This window comes from Flavobacterium sp. DSP2-3-1, assembly GCF_049896865.1.
Lineage (GTDB): Bacteria > Bacteroidota > Bacteroidia > Flavobacteriales > Flavobacteriaceae > Flavobacterium.
Window position 1 is genome coordinate 217,166 of the sequence record NZ_JAFCVD010000006.1, and the last position, 15,146, is coordinate 232,311.

The following is a 15,146-nucleotide window of genomic DNA, read 5'->3' on the forward strand; positions in this document are numbered from 1 at the left end:
TATCTTTTTTTCACCGTAAAATGTGTTATATAATTATTTTTATTTGTTGCAAAATTTAATGATAAGTTGTAGAAAATTTACATAAAAACATAATTGCTAACGGACCAGCTCCAACTTTTTTTCTCATGGATAGATTTTTGCTAACCCGATAAAGTAACTCCTATTTTTATTTAAAACTACTGTATAATATCCTTTAAATAGTATCCAAATCTATGATGCGGGAGACGCAAATCGAGGCTGCAAATAGATGGGTAATGGCTAAATGTTCAATAATTAAAAAGAAATTCTTCTTTTACTCAACGATTATTGTAGAATTTATAATGCTAATTAACTGAAAAATATTCCTAATTTATTAAGTGATTTTTTATTTGACATTTAATATTTATCTAGGAAATAGTTATTTTGGAGTAGGCAAAGATGTATTTTTGTACTCTAAAATTTCATTTTTACCATTTTGAAAAACATCCTAATTATTGACGACGAAGAAAAACTTCGCGGACTTCTCGCTAGAATTGTAAAATCTGAAGGATTTGAAGCTTTTGAAGCATCGGATTTAAAATCGGGTTTCAAAAAAATGGAAATCAAGGATATTGATGTAGTTCTTTGCGATGTCAAACTTCCAGATGGCAACGGCGTTGATTTTGTACAAAAAATAAAACAAGTATTTCCTTTGACCGAAGTCATCTTATTGACTGCCTTCGGAAAAATTTCCGATGGTGTTCAAGCCATGAAAAACGGAGCATTTGATTATATAGTGAAAGGCGATGATAATGACAAAATTATTCCGCTATTGTACAAAGCATTGGAAAAAGCGCAGTTGCAAAAGAAAGTCAAACAACTCGAAAAAAGAATCTCTGATAAATATTCCTTTGACAGTATCATTGGTAAATCAAAAGGACTGGAACAGGTAATTGATTTGGCTAAAAGAGTATCCAAAACAGATTCCACCGTACTTTTAACAGGTGAAACCGGAACCGGAAAAGAAGTTTTTGCGCAAGCCATTCATGAAAGCAGCAATCGGGTTGGGAAATCTTTTGTTGCGTTAAATTGTAGTACTTTCAGTAAGGAAATTCTGGAAAGCGAATTATTCGGGCACAAACAAGGGGCTTTTACCGGTGCAGTAAAAGATAAAAAAGGATTTATTGAAGAAGCCAATGGTGGAACCTTATTTCTGGATGAAATTGGCGAAATGCCTATTGAATTGCAAGCTAAATTATTGCGGGTTTTAGAAACTAGCGAATTTATTCAGATTGGTGATACCACCCCAAAAAAATCTAATTTCCGCCTAATTGCAGCAACCAATCGCGATTTAAAAACTGAAAGCGAAGAACACCGTTTTCGTTCTGATCTCTACTTTAGGTTAAATATATTTGAAATCAAAATTCCAGCCTTAAGAGAAAGAACAAAAGATATTGCGCCATTGGCTCATAGTTTTGCATCTCAGTTTTCGGCTAAAACCAATAAAAAAACAGTGAGTATTGATCCTGAATTTCTCCATAAACTAGAAACCTATCACTGGCCAGGAAATGTTCGGGAACTTAAAAATGTGATTGAACGTTCCGTTATTTTGGTTAATGGGGAGCTGTTAACCCAAGAATTGCTGCCTTACGAAATACAAAATCAAACCGACAAAGCCAATAAAATAGTATCCGCTTTTTCGATGGGAAGTGTAGAGAAATTGCACATTCAAAAAGTATTGAATTATACCAAAGGCAACAAAGCCGAAACAGCGCGCCTACTTGAAATAGGTATTGCAACACTTTATCGAAAATTAGACGAATACAACATTCATTAAAATCATATTATTTTGAGAAAAGCCTATCATTTTGATAGGCTTTTTTTATGGCTTTTTTTGGCATAAAAACCACAAAGCTTTAATTGACAATGCTTTGATAGTCATTACGATTTATTGGAATGTATTTTGGCGTAAGCGATGAAGAACATAAAAAACATTCTTATGAAAAATCAAGTCACCACAATTTACAAACAAGCAGAACGCTTTGCCGAAATCACCAAGACTGCAATTATTACGGGAAATATTTCTAGAGCAAAAAAATGCTTGGCACTTGCTGAACAATTATTGATAACAGGAAGCAACGAAACAAAAATTGCTATTTCAAATGTTTATCTTTTTTCTGTTTCTTCTTTTATGGAACTGCGTCGCTGTAACATTTCCAATCTGTTTCCAAAAACATTGAAGGCAGAATACGTCAAACAAATCAATGCAACCGGAGTATAATCTTAATTTTTAATCCATGATAGTTACTATTCTTTTAATCGCACTAGCCATTTTGTTATTTGCGATTTGTTTTAAAGCCGTCGAATTTTTTGAAAAAATCTAAATCATGACAGCACTATTTATTATCGCACTTGCCGTTTTTGGCTATTTGGTTTATGTATTAATCAAACCCGAAGAATTTTAATAATGTAAAATGTGATCTGTTAAATGTAAAAAGTTGATTAAAAAATAAAAAAATATTGGACCACGCATCTCACATTTTACAATTCACTAAAAAATAAACAAATTATGAACACAGAATTATTTGGCGTCATTAGTATTTTTATTGTTTCCATAGTTTTGGCTATTCCGTTAGGAAGGTATATTGCTAAAATATATTCAGGCGATAAAACACTGTTTGATCCGATTTTCAATCCAATTGAAAAATTTATTTTCAAAATCAGCGGGATCAATGCCACGGGAGAAATGAACTGGAAACAGCATTTAAAAGCGTTGTTAAGCGTGAATATGGTGTGGTTCTTTCTTTGCTTTTTTGTTTTGTTATTTCAAGGTTCAATGCCTTTAAATCCCGACAATAATCCAAACATGTCACCCGATTTAGCATTCAATACTGCTATTTCATTCGTGGTAAACTGTAATTTGCAGCATTACTCTGGGGAAACGGGCGTTTCCTATCTTTCGCAAATAATCTTGATGTTCCTGCAATTTGTTTCAGCGGGTGTCGGGATGGCTGCAGCAGCGATGGTTTTCACTGCAATGAAAGAGAAAACAACTGATGCATTAGGGAATTTTTACAATTATTTTATCAAAAGCTGTACCCGTATTTTACTGCCACTTTCTGCTATGGTAGCGATTGCTTTGTTATTTAGCGGAACACCGATGACTTTTGAAGGAAAAGACAGCATCACCACTTTACAAGGTGACAATGTTGAAGTTTCCCGCGGTCCTGCCGCAGCATTTATCGGTATTAAACATATTGGAACAAATGGTGGAGGGTTTTTTGGAGCCAATTCGGCACATCCATTTGAAAATCCTACTTATTTTACAAATGCCGTTGAATTGTGGGCTCAATTAATAATCCCGTTTGCGATGATTTTTGCTTTAGGTTTTTATTTAAAGAAAAGAAAATTGTCCTACGTAGTTTTTGGGGTAATGACCATTGGTTTTTTACTTTTAGTAATACCAACAGTGATCAGCGAAATCAACGGAAATCCTGCCATCGAAAAAATGGGAATTATTCAGGCTACAGGTGCAATGGAAGGCAAGGAAGTCCGTTTTGGTACTGCCATTTCAGGTTTTTGGAGTATCGCAACAACGGTAATTTCCACGGGTTCGGTCAATAGCATGCACGATAGTTCGATGCCGATTTCCGGTTCGATGCAATTGCTGGCTATGATGGTTAATGCCTTTTATGGAGGTTGTGGTGTTGGTTTTTTGAACTTCTATATTTTTATCATTCTCGCTGTCTTCATTTCGGGATTAATGGTCGGAAGAACCCCTGAATTTTTAGGAAAGAAAATCGAAGCCCGCGAAGTCAAAATTGCTGCTTTTATAGCTATTCTCCATCCTTTATTGATATTGTCTGGAACCGCGTTGGCTTCATATTTTGCCGCGCATGACACCGCAATGGGCTATTGGTTTAGCGGAAATGCAACTGGCTGGCTCAACAATCCGGGTCATCATGGTTTTTCGGAAATGCTTTATGAATATACTTCGAGCGCCGCCAATAATGGAAGTGGATTTGAAGGCTTGGGAGACAATAATCCTTTTTGGAATATAACCACCGGAATTGTTTTGTTATTAAGTCGGTTCCTTCCGATCATTGGACCTTTGGCTATTGCAGGATTATTAGCCAATAAAAAATACATTCCTGAAAGTGCGGGAACTTTAAAAACGGATACGACCATTTTTGGAGTTATGGTTTTTGCCGTAATTGCAATTATAGCAGCGTTATCTTTCTTTCCGGTATTAGCTTTAGGACCATTGGCAGAATATTTTACAATGTAAAATGTGAAAATGTAAAGAAGTAAAAAGTGAGGTGTAAAAAGTAAAAGATTTACTAACTCATATCTCACATTTTTACTAATTGCATTTCACAATCTGCCCTCGAGATTTTTAATTAATCCATAAATAAGTTTTCCAATAATGTCTAATTTTTCAATCAGTTGTTCGCATTCTTTTTCATCGATAAAGTTTAATTCTTTACTCAATAAAATTAAAGTGTCAAGTTCAGATAAAGAGCCTAATGAAATATACAGAAAATGAATGAATTCTTTCGTACCTCTTCTAGCTGCACCTTCAGCGATATTTACCGGAACTGAAACAGAAGCTCTTCTAATTTGTGAGATTAATCCAAATTTTTCATCAGAGGGAAATCGATTTGTTACTAAATAAATTTCTTTAACAAATTCAAAACTTTTAATCCAAGAATTCAAATTTTTATGTGGTTTCATAACTTTAAATATTTTTAATTGACTATCAAATATATTCAATCTCACGACATTTCACATTTATCATCTAACATTTTACTTATAAAAAAATGACTCAAAATAAATCCAATTCATTGTTTGAGAGCAAGCAGGTAAAAGATGCGTTAGTGCAGTCTTTTGTAAAACTTAATCCTAAAATAATGTTCAAAAACCCGGTAATGTTTACCGTAGAAATCGGAACGGCTATTATGCTTGCCGTTTGTATTGCCATATTATTTGGCGCGCAGGATCAAGGGAGTTTTACTTATAATTTCATTGTATTTTTAGTTTTATTAGCGACACTGTTGTTTGCCAATTTTGCAGAGGCAATTGCCGAAGCCAGAGGAAAAGCACAAGCAGATAGTTTAAGAAAAACACGTGAAGAAACACCAGCGAGACAAGTTTTACCCAATGGTGAAATTAAAAATATCAGCTCTTCTGAATTGAAGAAAGGCGATGTTTTCATCTGTGAAGCCGGTGATCTAATAGCCACAGATGGTGAAATAATCGAAGGTTTAGCCACTATAGACGAAAGTGCGATTACCGGCGAGAGTGCTCCTGTCATTCGGGAATCTGGGGGTGATAAATCGTCTGTAACCGGTGGAACTAAAGTCTTATCAGACAAAATTAAAGTTATTGTAACTAATGAACCAGGCGAAAGTTTTCTGGACAAAATGATTGCTTTGGTCGAAGGAGCAAGCCGTCAAAAAACGCCTAATGAAATTGCGCTAACCATTCTTTTGGCGGCATTTACCTTAATATTTGTAATTGTTTGTGTAACCTTGAAACCGTTTGCTGATTATGCAAACGCACCGATAACAATAGCAGCTTTTATTTCGCTTTTTGTTTGTTTGATTCCAACAACCATTGGCGGTTTACTTTCAGCCATTGGAATTGCGGGAATGGACAGGGCGTTGCGTGCCAACGTAATTACCAAATCAGGAAAAGCGGTGGAAACTGCCGGAGATATTGATGTATTGCTTTTAGACAAAACAGGGACGATCACGATTGGAAACCGAAAAGCAACCCATTTTTATCCGGCAAAAGGTGTTTCGGAAGACGATTTTATTAAATCAGCAGTATTGAGTTCACTTGCCGACGATACTCCTGAAGGAAAAAGTATTATTGAGCTTAGTAAAATGTTAGATGTGAATGGTAAAATACAATTGGACATTTCACAATTTACAAATCACATTTCACACACAATAAAATTTACTGCCGAAACAAGAACCAGCGGTGTTGTTTTAAAAGATAGAACGGATATTAGAAAAGGAGCTCAGGATGCAGTAAAAAATATTACTCTTCAGGCCGGAAACATTTTTCCAGAGGATACCGCTCAAAAAGTAATTGATATTTCCTCTAAAGGAGGAACGCCATTGGTAGTCGTTAAAAATAATGAGGTTCAAGGCGTTATTGAATTGCAGGATATTATCAAAACGGGAATGAAAGAACGTTTTGACCGTTTGCGAAAAATGGGAGTGAAAACGGTCATGGTTACCGGCGACAATCCTTTGACTGCTAAATTCATTGCAGAAGCTGCCGGTGTAGATGATTTTATCGCCGAAGCCAAGCCAGAGGACAAAATGAATTACATCAAAAACGAGCAACAAATGGGTAAACTTGTCGCCATGATGGGTGATGGAACAAATGATGCTCCCGCTCTTGCCCAAGCCGATGTAGGTGTGGCGATGAACAGCGGAACACAAGCAGCAAAAGAGGCAGGAAACATGGTCGATTTAGACAATGATCCCACCAAGTTAATTGAAATTATCGAGATAGGTAAACAATTATTGATGACCAGAGGAACGCTGACTACGTTCTCAATTGCGAATGATGTAGCCAAATATTTTGCAATTGTTCCAGCACTTTTCATCACGGCAATTCCTGCCCTTGAAGGATTAAATATCATGCGTTTGCATAGTCCGGAAAGTGCCATTTTATCTGCAGTGATTTTCAATGCGATTATTATTCCGATATTGATTCCGCTAGCTTTAAAAGGCGTTGATTATAAGCCAATCGGTGCCAGTGCTATTTTACAAAGAAACCTATTGATTTACGGACTTGGTGGATTAATTGTACCTTTTATTGGAATTAAATTAATTGATTTGTTTGTAGCAATATTTATTTAAAAAGTAAGAAGTGAAATGTGATAAGTAAAAAGAGAATCCCATAATATTAATTCAACATACGTTCACATTTCACATATTTAAAATAACATTTAATAATAAAAAAATGAAAAATATATTTTCAATATTAAAATTCACACTCTTCATCATGGTATTGTTTGCTATCATTTATCCAATGTCGATTTTCGGAATAGCGCAATTGGCTCCAAATAAAGGAAGAGGGGAAACGGTTACCGTAAACGGAAAAGTTGTGGGTTACCAAAAAATTGGACAGAAATTCGATAAATCAAACTACTTTTGGGGAAGGCCTTCTGCTGTGGATTACAATGCAGCGGGAAGTGCGGGAAGCAACAAAGGACCTAGCAATGCGGAATATTTGGCTTTAGTTCAAAAAAGAATTGATACTTTTTTAATGGTTCATCCATATTTGAAAAAAGGAGAAATTCCATCGGATATGGTGACGGCTTCCGGGAGTGGTTTAGATCCAAATATTTCGCCGCAAGGAGCGTTGATTCAGGTAAAACGAGTGGCAGCAGCAAGAAACTTGCCGGAAGAAAAAGTAAAAGTTTTGGTGGAAACCAAAATTAATACACCTGTAATAATAGGGACTTCAACAGTCAATGTTTTAGAGTTGAATGTCGCTTTGGATGAGTTAAAATAAAAATAATTATTATTTAAACATTTTAGATTTTAATTTTTAAAGGATTAAAAAAGAGTTGATTAAAAATAGATATTTTAATTATTGGATAATACTTTTTAGCCCCGATAGCAGTGAAAATCCTTATATTTTTTGTTTAAAAATATAAGATTGCAACGAATAGCGGGATTAGCTTCAAATAATAAATAATAAAAATGAAAAAAATAGTAGGTATAGCATTACTAGCTTTAGCAGGTACAACAATTAATGCTCAGGAAGTGGAGAAAGAAAAAAGTCCTTTCACGTTTTCGGGTTATATAGAAACGTATTACAGTTATGATTTTGGCAAACCCGACAATCATGTGAGGCCAGGATTTATTTACAGTCATAACAAACATAATGAAGTCAATCTGAATTTAGGATTGGCAAAAGTGAATTACGCCAAGGACAATATTCGTGGGAATTTTGCACTCATGGCCGGAACGTATGCGCAATACAATCTGGCTGCCGAACCGGATTTGTTGCGAAATGTGTATGAAGCTAATATAGGCGTGAAAATTTCGGCAACTCATAATCTTTGGATTGATGCGGGAATTATGCCTTCGCACATTGGGTTTGAAAGCGCCATTGGTAAAGATTGTATGGCTTTGACCAGAAGTATTTTGGCTGATAACTCACCGTATTATGAAACGGGAGTAAAAATTGGGTATAGTTCAAAAAGTGAGAAATGGTATTTGGCGGCGATGTATCTGAACGGATGGCAACGCATCCAGAAAATTGATGGCAATCAAACCCCAGCTTTTGGGACGCAAGTGACTTTCAAACCTTCGTCTTCAGTGGCTTTGAACTGGAGTACCTATGTGGGGAATGAACAACCGGATACGGAAAAAAAATGGCGTTATTTCAATAATTTTTACGCCTTGCTCAAAGTGTCTGAAAAAGTAAATATTCATACCGGTTTTGATATCGGAGCGCAACAAACTGCAGTCAAAAGTGATCAATATGATGTTTGGTTTTCACCTGTTTTAATTGCACAATACAAACCTACAGCTAAAATTCAATTGGCAGCAAGAGGCGAATATTATGCAGATGAAAAAGGGGTAATCATCGCCACAGCAACACCAAACGGATTTAAAACCTATGGTTTTTCGGCTAACTTTGATTATTTAGTGACTGAAAATTTAATTTTTAGAGTAGAAGCCAGAAATTTAAAAAGTAAAGATGAGGTGTTTTTAAAAGATAATTTGCCCAGCAATCAAAATCTATTTTTAACGACTTCAATAGCGATTTCATTTTAATTTTTTTCTAAAATATAAATCTAATTGGACAACGAAAAAGAAAATAATGTCAAACACTTTCTTGATTTAATTCAAAAATCACGAAAAGGAAAGTTTAAAGTTTACATCGGGATGAGTGCCGGTGTAGGTAAAACTTTCCGGATGCTACAAGAAGCGCACACGCTTTTGAAAAATGGGATCGATGTAAAAATAGGCTATATCGAAACGCATAATCGTAAAGAAACACACGAATTGTTATCGGGTTTACCAGTCATCCCAAGACGAACGCTTTTTTACAAAGGGAAACTGCTTGAAGAGCTGGATTTGCAAGCCATAATCAATTTGCGACCTGAAGTGGTTATTGTTGATGAATTGGCGCATACGAACATAGAAGGAAGCAAAAACGAAAAACGCTGGCAGGATGTTTTGGAAATTCTGGATGCAGGAATAAATGTTATTTCGGCAGTTAATATTCAGCACTTAGAAAGTTTAAATGCGGACGTAAAAAACATTACGAATATTGACGTTCAGGAACGCATTCCAGACAGTGTTTTGAAATTAGCGGATGAAGTGGTAAATATTGATTTGACCTCAGATGAATTGATTGCCCGTTTGAAAGAAGGTAAAATTTACACCGAAGATAAAATTTCAACTGCCTTGAGTAATTTTTTTAAATCGGATCAAATATTACAATTGCGGGAATTGGCTTTGAAAGAAGTAGCGAGTCAAGTTAATCGGAAAGTGGAAAGTGAAGTGCCCAAAAACGCCTCAGTAAAACATGAAAAATTATTGGGTTGTATCAGTAGTAACGACAAAATCGCCAAGACAATCATAAGAAAGACGGCTCGATTAGCGAGTTATTACAATAGTAAATGGTATGTTTTGTATGTGGAAACACCAAAAGAAAGCAGCGACAAAATTGCACTCGACAAACAACGACATCTAATAAATAATTTCAAATTAGCTACGCAGCTGGGTGCTGAAGTGATTCGAATGGAGAGCAAACATATTACGAATGCTATTTTAGAGGTCGTCGCCCAAAAGCAAATTACCACCGTTTGTATCGGTAAACCGCATTTGAGTTTATTTAAAGTAATTTTATCGACAACTGTTTTTAATAAATTGCTTAACAGCTTATCGTCATCCAATATTGACCTTGTAATACTATCTTAAAATGAAAATTAAAACAAAATTAAACCTAGGCGTCGGCTTGCTTTTTCTATTGATAATAATTCTTTCATTAGTTGGCGCTTTTTATATTTTTTCTATAAAAAAAGATACCGAAAATATTCTGAAGGCCAATTACAACACATTAGAATATTCTCGAAATATGTTGCTTTCTTTGGATGAAATGAATGCTGACGAAGAAAAAGCAATTGTGGTGTTTGAAACAAATCTCATAAAACAAATTGCCAATATTACTGAAGCTGGCGAGGATAACGCAACTTATAATTTAAAGAAAGTTTTTAATTTTTTGAAAAAAAACAAGACAGACGAAACTCTAAAAAGTCAAATTCGTCAGGACATTTTCGAGATTATGAAACTGAATATGAATGCGATTAAACAAAAAAGCGATATTGCCAAACACACGGCAGAGGCGGCTAATTTTTGGATCGCGATTACCGGAACACTTTGTTTTCTGATTGCTTTTAATCTTCTGGTGAATTTGCCCAACAATATTGCCAACCCGATAAAAGAGCTTACGGCCAGTATCAAGGAAATAGCCAATAAAAATTATTCGCAACGCGTGCACTTCATGAATCACAATGAATTTGGAGATCTGGCCAAATCTTTCAACACCATGGCAGAAAAACTGCAGGAATATAACAATAGTAATTTGTATAAACTGTCATTTGAAAAGAAAAGATTAGAAACCTTAATCAATAATATGCACGACCCAATTGTCGGGTTAGACAATCAGGGTTTAATTTTATTTGCCAATGACGAGGCTTTAAAAATAATTGGATTAAAAACGGAGGAAGTGATTGGAAAACTTACAGCAACACTCGCTCTGACAAATGATTTGATGAAATCGTTAATCGTCAGCGATTTTCAAAACGAAAGTAGAAAAGTACTTCCAATGAAAATTTTTGCAGATGGAAAAGAAAGTTATTTTGAGAAAGAGATCGTAAATATTACGATTAAACCAACAGGAGAAGATCAAACTATTGATATTGGCAATGTTATTATTTTGAGAAATATTACTGTTTTTAAAGAATTGGATTTTGCCAAAACCAATTTTATAGCCACTGTTTCTCATGAATTAAAAACGCCAATTTCATCGATAAAATTAAGTTTGCAATTGCTTGAAAAAGCAGAAACAGGAAACATTAATGAAGATCAAAAGCAATTGATCGAAAGTATAAAAGACGACAGTCAACGGTTATTAAAAATTACTGGGGAGTTGTTGGAATTATCGCAGTTAGAAACAGGAAATATTAAGCTTACTATTGAGAAAAGTAACCCTTATGAAATTATTAGTTACGCTACCGAAGCCGTAAAAGTGCAAGTAGAACTAAAACAAATTGATCTAATTATCGAGACCGAACAAAATTTACCTGATATAAAAGCGGATAGTGAAAAAACTGCCTGGGTGCTGGTTAATTTTTTAACCAATGCAATTACTTATTCATCAGAAAACAGCAAGATAATTGTAAAACTTAAAAATGAAAATAATCAGGTTGTTTTTCAAGTAATTGACACCGGAAAAGGGATTGATAACCGTTATAAAACGAAAGTTTTTGATAAATATTTTCAGGTTCCAGGAAGTCATAAGTCTGGAACGGGGCTAGGTTTAGCTATTAGCAAAGAATTTATAGAAGCACAAAACGGAACTATTGGAGTGGAAAGTGAATTGGGCGTGGGCAGTACTTTTTATTTTAAATTGACAGCCGTGTAATTTACTATTTTTTAGGAATAATAACCAATCAACACACATACAAAAACCATAAAATCAAAAACAAATTAGTATCCAAGAGTTATGATTTTCTAAACAACAAAAAACTTTAACAATCGATAGTTATTCTATGTGACGCGTAATTTTAAAATACGCATTCAGGATTAGAAAATGAATTGGAAATGATTTTATTAGATTTATATTACTTGCCAAATCGATTATTATTTATCACTCGGGAGATATACACCATTGCAAAAAAAATGTATAAGGATTTGCATTGCGCTGGAAAGATGGAGATCGAAGTTTTTATTTCGAATAAAGATTTTATAAATATATTTGGGGATAAAGCAGAAGCTATAAGAACAAGTGAGAAAAGAAGGAAAATGCTAAACTAACCGATTAAATATTTCTTTAAACAAATCCAAATTTGCAAATCGGATGACGAAAACTGGAAATTTATTGGAGGAAGATGCGCACAATTATAAAGTCGGCTGTTAACAACTAAGGTTTCGTTCCATGATCAGCAGTAACAATGAAATGCAATCACTGAATACTAAAACAAATATTAAACAAATGAGATAAACCTGTGCGGAAGAGAAGCATTGCAGGTTTTTCAAATTAGGGAGTTGTCGTAAAGTTTGAAACGGGATTTAATAGAGGATTGTGTATACTATTTTTTTGAGGAGCGTTTCTAGTTGGTTTTTTCTTTTTTTCCATTTCGAGAATCAGTTTATCTGTTATATCAGGATTGGACGATGCAAATCCTGCAACAAGCATTTAACACATAGAATGTAATAAAAGAATAATTTTATTGATGTTCAGACTGTCGAGAATTGATTTAATATTAAGAGACATTTGCTGAAAACTGAATTGGTAGTTCACAGGTTTGGTGGATTTTCCAAAGCCAATTTGGTCAGTAGCAAGTACATGAAAGCCTTCTTTACTTAGTACTTTTATAATCTACTCGCATTACACCCCACTGAAATTTTTATTGTGAAAGGGCAATATGACTTTTCCGTAAGGATTTGGCGGCAATACCTGCCCAAAAAACATCTTCAGGTCTTGTTCCTGCGATATTAACTAGTGAAATTGTATCTAAAATGAAGTGTAGATTACTCATTTATTTCTGTCGCATTTCTTCAAAGAAAGGCGTTCTTTTTCCTTCCACGCATTTCGCGGCGTATAAATACATTGCGGCACTCCAAGTTTGCCAATTTTGACCTTTGGGTTCCCCGTTTTGCGCTTTTATCCACTCATTAAATCCAAATTCCTGATTTTCGGCAGTTATATATTTATTGGATATATCGTTATTTTCAGCTGCTGATTCTGTCAAAAGATTCGTTTTTTTCATGCATTCAGTTAAAACTATTAATTTCTGTTCTGCTAATGCAAATCTGTTTGCTGCAACTAAGGCGGCAACATAAAAACCGCATATAAATGGCCAAATTCCGCCATTGTGATAGTTGCCTGGGGTATTGAATTCGGAATATCTATCGTGCCAATCAGGATCGCCCGGGTGGGTGAAAGGGAAAAAATTAGGAGGTAAATCAACTGCCAATAATCCTTTATTTTTCATTGCATCGCATTCGGTTTCTATCCAGGAAACAATTTCATTAGCTCTGGTGGGTGAAGCGATTCCCGATAAGATAGCAAGGCTATTTCCTAATAAATCAAAGCGCTCACTACTATAAACTTTATACGACCAAAAGGCATAATAAGGTTTGTCTTTTAACACTAAACCCTCGTGTACATGACCGTGAATTACACCTCCCGTAATGGTAAATTGACTCATTTCGTGGTGTATTTCATCGGCTCTTTGAGATTTATTTAAAATTTTCAGAAAACTGTAAACCAACGTGTTAACAAACAATCCGTAGCCCAATACCCACTGTTCATCGCGCCAGTCGCTGGTAGGTTGTTGTGCAACTAAAGACATGTCGGATGGACTTTGATATTCCATCCAAACTAATGCTTTTTGTACGGCCTCTTGTAAAAAATCAGGATCATCGATTACTTTTCTGTAAATACCCACTCCCAACAAAAATAAAGGCGTTGTATCGCTTGCTCCTCTATCATCACCATCATGAACCAATGATGAAATATGTCCTTTTTCTGTTTGGTTTTTTGCCAGAGTTTCCAAAACCTTCCTAATGCTTTCTAATAGTTTTTCATTTCCAGAAACGGCAATTCCTAGAATCGAAATCAATAAATCTCTAGTATACGGTTCCGGATAACCCCAGCCCGCAGTTCGGGGAAGTCCTTGAAATGGACCATGCATATTGTGTAAAAGCACTTCGATCGCTGCCTTTTTGGCCGCATTTATTACTGTAGTTTTTTGTGAATTTATCATTTTTTTATACCTAATTTATCATTCATTATATCTATAAATTTTTGTGCAACTATTTTATAATCAAAATTTTCGACTACTCGTTTTCTGCCTGCTGCACCCATTTTTTGTCTTAATTCTGGATCATTCATCAATTTCAATAATCCAGCGGCGATATCTTCAACATTTGCGCGGTAATCGACGGTTCGAGCTTCTTTAAATTGAACTTTGTAATTATTTTCAAATCCTGATTCGTGGCCGAGCGTAACTTCATTTACCACAATCTTTTGTGCAACATTAGCTAAAAATGCGGTTTCGCCATCAACTAAAGTGTCCAGCATTCCCATTGCTTTTATGCCAATTACTGGTTTTTCGCACGCACCCGCTTCTACTTGTGACATTCCAAATCCTTCTAGACGAGATGGAGCAGCGTAGATATCACAAGCAGCAAGGAAGTAAGGCATGAAATTTCTAGAAATAGTATTTGTTTCATAAATTACGTTTTTTTCGATGCCCAAATCGGATGCTATTTGTAGATCCAGAGAATTTTGAGATGTTGTTCGTTGTTGAGGCCAGACTTTGCATACATATTTCCAATCTGGAACTTTAGTCTTAATAATTGCCAATGCTTGCATGACTTCTTGAGCACCTTTGGATGCGGCATCTCCACCAACGGTTAAAATCATCAATTGGTCAGGAGAAATACCTAAAAATTCACGAACAGCCAGTATTTTAGGATTGTTTTTATCGTAAGGTTTGAAAGAATTGGTATCGCAACCCACAGGCAAAATTTCAATTTTATCTCCACTAATTCCGTCTCTGACATACATTTCTTTTACCCAATGTGAAGTGACCAATATTAAAGGAAGCTCATTTAAGACTTCCTGATAATTGGCAATGTAGCCATCTGCAACCAACCAGGGAACGGGCTGAACACCAAACTGCTGCGGATGTAAAATTAACTGTGGCGTATGCCCCCAGTAGCCAATACCGACCACTACATCGGGTTGAAACCAGCGATAATACCACTCTTTTTCTTGTGTTGATCCAAAATGAGCTGCTTTGGCATCAACTCCTAATTCGAGCAGGCCTTTATACAAAAGATCGCCTTGAGTTGCCAATCCGCCGGGTGATGGTGGATAATCATAAAGCACCAATACTTTCATAAATATAATTT

Annotated in this window: 14 protein-coding genes; 9 read left to right on the forward strand and 5 right to left on the reverse strand. The window is 35.3% G+C overall.

Features of this window, described 5'->3' with window-relative positions; all coding sequences use genetic code 11:
• The first annotated feature begins 451 nt into the window (after window positions 1–451).
• The 4 genes from ACP7AT_RS08990 to kdpA all read left to right on the forward strand — a co-directional run bounded on the left by ACP7AT_RS08990 (window position 452) and on the right by kdpA (window position 4,246).
• Window positions 452–1,795, forward strand: coding sequence for a sigma-54-dependent transcriptional regulator (locus tag ACP7AT_RS08990; protein ID WP_426064038.1), 1,344 nt, complete (start codon window positions 452–454; stop codon window positions 1,793–1,795).
• A 162-nt stretch (window positions 1,796–1,957) separates the two neighbouring features.
• Complete coding sequence (locus ACP7AT_RS08995; RefSeq protein ID WP_426064001.1) at window positions 1,958–2,239, forward strand: DUF7674 family protein; 282 nt, start codon at window positions 1,958–1,960, stop codon at window positions 2,237–2,239.
• 106 nt (window positions 2,240–2,345) lie between these two features.
• Window positions 2,346–2,423, forward strand: a complete 78-nt coding sequence (gene kdpF / locus ACP7AT_RS09000; protein ID WP_426064039.1) for a K(+)-transporting ATPase subunit F — start codon at window positions 2,346–2,348, stop codon at window positions 2,421–2,423.
• A 104-nt stretch (window positions 2,424–2,527) separates the two neighbouring features.
• Window positions 2,528–4,246, forward strand: coding sequence for a potassium-transporting ATPase subunit KdpA (kdpA, locus tag ACP7AT_RS09005; RefSeq protein WP_426064002.1), 1,719 nt, complete (start codon window positions 2,528–2,530; stop codon window positions 4,244–4,246).
• An 86-nt stretch (window positions 4,247–4,332) separates the two neighbouring features.
• Here kdpA and ACP7AT_RS09010 read toward each other — a convergent pair whose 3' ends face one another.
• Entirely contained in the window at window positions 4,333–4,692 is a 360-nt protein-coding gene (locus ACP7AT_RS09010; RefSeq protein ID WP_426064003.1) for a four helix bundle protein, read from the reverse strand.
• An 86-nt stretch (window positions 4,693–4,778) separates the two neighbouring features.
• Here ACP7AT_RS09010 and kdpB point away from each other — a divergent pair, with 86 nt between their 5' ends.
• From kdpB to ACP7AT_RS09035, 5 genes are all read left to right on the forward strand, one after another.
• Window positions 4,779–6,836, forward strand: coding sequence for a potassium-transporting ATPase subunit KdpB (gene kdpB / locus ACP7AT_RS09015; protein ID WP_426064004.1), 2,058 nt, complete (start codon window positions 4,779–4,781; stop codon window positions 6,834–6,836).
• A 103-nt stretch (window positions 6,837–6,939) separates the two neighbouring features.
• Entirely contained in the window at window positions 6,940–7,494 is a 555-nt protein-coding gene (locus ACP7AT_RS09020) for a K(+)-transporting ATPase subunit C (RefSeq protein ID WP_426064005.1), read from the forward strand.
• A 191-nt stretch (window positions 7,495–7,685) separates the two neighbouring features.
• Window positions 7,686–8,768: a porin gene (locus tag ACP7AT_RS09025; RefSeq protein ID WP_426064006.1), complete on the forward strand. Its 1,083-nt coding sequence runs from the start codon at window positions 7,686–7,688 to the stop codon at window positions 8,766–8,768.
• Between the two features lie 24 nt (window positions 8,769–8,792).
• Window positions 8,793–9,920 (forward strand): sensor protein KdpD, encoded by a 1,128-nt coding sequence (locus tag ACP7AT_RS09030; protein WP_426064007.1) that lies wholly within the window; start codon window positions 8,793–8,795, stop codon window positions 9,918–9,920.
• Window position 9,921: 1 nt separating this feature from the next.
• Window positions 9,922–11,646 carry an ATP-binding protein gene (locus ACP7AT_RS09035; RefSeq protein WP_426064008.1) on the forward strand — a complete coding sequence of 575 codons (1,725 nt, stop codon included), beginning with the start codon at window positions 9,922–9,924 and terminating at the stop codon, window positions 11,644–11,646.
• A 774-nt stretch (window positions 11,647–12,420) separates the two neighbouring features.
• Here ACP7AT_RS09035 and ACP7AT_RS09040 read toward each other — a convergent pair.
• Genes ACP7AT_RS09040 through ACP7AT_RS09055 form a run of 4 tightly spaced genes read right to left on the reverse strand, consistent with a single transcriptional unit; the run spans window position 12,421 to window position 15,135 of the window.
• Window positions 12,421–12,603, reverse strand: coding sequence for an alpha/beta fold hydrolase (locus ACP7AT_RS09040; RefSeq protein ID WP_426064040.1), 183 nt, complete (start codon window positions 12,601–12,603; stop codon window positions 12,421–12,423).
• A gap of 28 nt (window positions 12,604–12,631) precedes the next feature.
• Window positions 12,632–12,763, reverse strand: coding sequence for a hypothetical protein (locus tag ACP7AT_RS09045; RefSeq protein ID WP_426064009.1), 132 nt, complete (start codon window positions 12,761–12,763; stop codon window positions 12,632–12,634).
• Entirely contained in the window at window positions 12,764–13,993 is a 1,230-nt protein-coding gene (locus ACP7AT_RS09050) for a glycoside hydrolase 100 family protein (protein WP_426064010.1), read from the reverse strand.
• The gene (locus ACP7AT_RS09055; protein WP_426064011.1) at window positions 13,990–15,135 is read right to left on the reverse strand and encodes a glycosyltransferase family 4 protein; all 1,146 of its coding nucleotides are present in this window, start codon (window positions 15,133–15,135) and stop codon (window positions 13,990–13,992) included. Before ACP7AT_RS09055 ends, ACP7AT_RS09050 begins: the two co-directional genes overlap by 4 nt.
• Window positions 15,136–15,146 lie beyond the last annotated feature (11 nt).

What these genes read in the sequence shown, in the direction of transcription:
- ACP7AT_RS08995 (WP_426064001.1), top strand. Translation starts at nt 1,958, where the DNA reads ATGAAAAATCAAGTCACCACAATTTACAAACAAGCAGAACGCTTTGCC.
- kdpF (WP_426064039.1), top strand. Translation starts at nt 2,346, where the DNA reads ATGACAGCACTATTTATTATCGCACTTGCCGTTTTTGGCTATTTGGTT.
- kdpA (WP_426064002.1), top strand. Translation starts at nt 2,528, where the DNA reads ATGAACACAGAATTATTTGGCGTCATTAGTATTTTTATTGTTTCCATA.
- ACP7AT_RS09010 (WP_426064003.1), bottom strand. Translation starts at nt 4,692, where the DNA reads ATGAAACCACATAAAAATTTGAATTCTTGGATTAAAAGTTTTGAATTT.
- kdpB (WP_426064004.1), top strand. Translation starts at nt 4,779, where the DNA reads ATGACTCAAAATAAATCCAATTCATTGTTTGAGAGCAAGCAGGTAAAA.
- ACP7AT_RS09020 (WP_426064005.1), top strand. Translation starts at nt 6,940, where the DNA reads ATGAAAAATATATTTTCAATATTAAAATTCACACTCTTCATCATGGTA.
- ACP7AT_RS09025 (WP_426064006.1), top strand. Translation starts at nt 7,686, where the DNA reads ATGAAAAAAATAGTAGGTATAGCATTACTAGCTTTAGCAGGTACAACA.
- ACP7AT_RS09035 (WP_426064008.1), top strand. Translation starts at nt 9,922, where the DNA reads ATGAAAATTAAAACAAAATTAAACCTAGGCGTCGGCTTGCTTTTTCTA.
- ACP7AT_RS09045 (WP_426064009.1), bottom strand. Translation starts at nt 12,763, where the DNA reads ATGAGTAATCTACACTTCATTTTAGATACAATTTCACTAGTTAATATC.
- ACP7AT_RS09050 (WP_426064010.1), bottom strand. Translation starts at nt 13,993, where the DNA reads ATGATAAATTCACAAAAAACTACAGTAATAAATGCGGCCAAAAAGGCA.
- ACP7AT_RS09055 (WP_426064011.1), bottom strand. Translation starts at nt 15,135, where the DNA reads ATGAAAGTATTGGTGCTTTATGATTATCCACCATCACCCGGCGGATTG.